Annotated in this window: 2 pseudogenes; one reads left to right on the forward strand and one right to left on the reverse strand. The window is 32.6% G+C overall.

Features of this window, described 5'->3' with window-relative positions:
• Window positions 1-500 (forward strand): annotated as a pseudogene (locus DMP16_RS10455) (lipoate--protein ligase family protein); the annotation flags it as partial.
• An 8-nt stretch (window positions 501-508) separates the two neighbouring features.
• On the opposite strand, the pseudogene DMP16_RS10460 reads toward DMP16_RS10455, so the two are convergent.
• Window positions 509-742 (reverse strand): annotated as a pseudogene (locus DMP16_RS10460) (NAD(P)H:quinone oxidoreductase); the annotation flags it as partial.

Here is a 742-nt window from a genome sequence, read left to right on the forward strand (position 1 = left end):
TAATAGTTTCAAGGAACTTGAATGAAAAGGTATATGGAATAGATTTTCTATATAAAAAACTTTTGAATGGAACTATAAATGCAATAGAACTTCTAACCAATTCTAGTCCAGTTGAAGTTCACAACGAGAGCGATATAACGTTCCTAGGATATAAGATTTCTGGTAATGCGGGTTATATACTTTCTGAGAAATACATGCTTCACGGGACACTCTTAGTTTCTGCGGACTTATCGGTATTGTATAAGGCATTAATAATTCCCCCTAGAAATTTGAAAAAAAGTGATAAAATTGATATGGTCAAGTATAAGGTAAATAATCTTTCATCACTACTTAATAGAACTATATTTTTCGATGAAGTTGTTAAAGCATTCATAAAGGGGTTTGAGGATCTCTTAGGTGTGGAAAGTTATCTAGATGAAATAACGAATGAGGAATTAGAAATTGCCGAGAGGCTTGCTAAAGAAAAATACTCAAATAAAGGCTTTATATTTAAGAGATGATAAAATTTTTAACTGCATCTTAATTTTTTAGCAACTTCGGCTACTCTCTTTCCTAGGAATTTAGCTATTGTAATTTCATTATTATCTAATTCTTTCTTATTTCCTAAATGGGTAGCTCCATACGGTCCTCCTCCCGTCATTGTTGAACCAATCTCCTTTATTCCATATCCTAATGGAACTATGATCATTCCGTGGTGATATGCATAGTTTGCCATTGCTAAAATAGTACTTTCATGACCTCC

It is taken from the genome of Sulfolobus sp. B1 (assembly GCF_007050195.1).
Classification (GTDB): Archaea; Thermoproteota; Thermoprotei_A; order Sulfolobales; family Sulfolobaceae; genus Saccharolobus.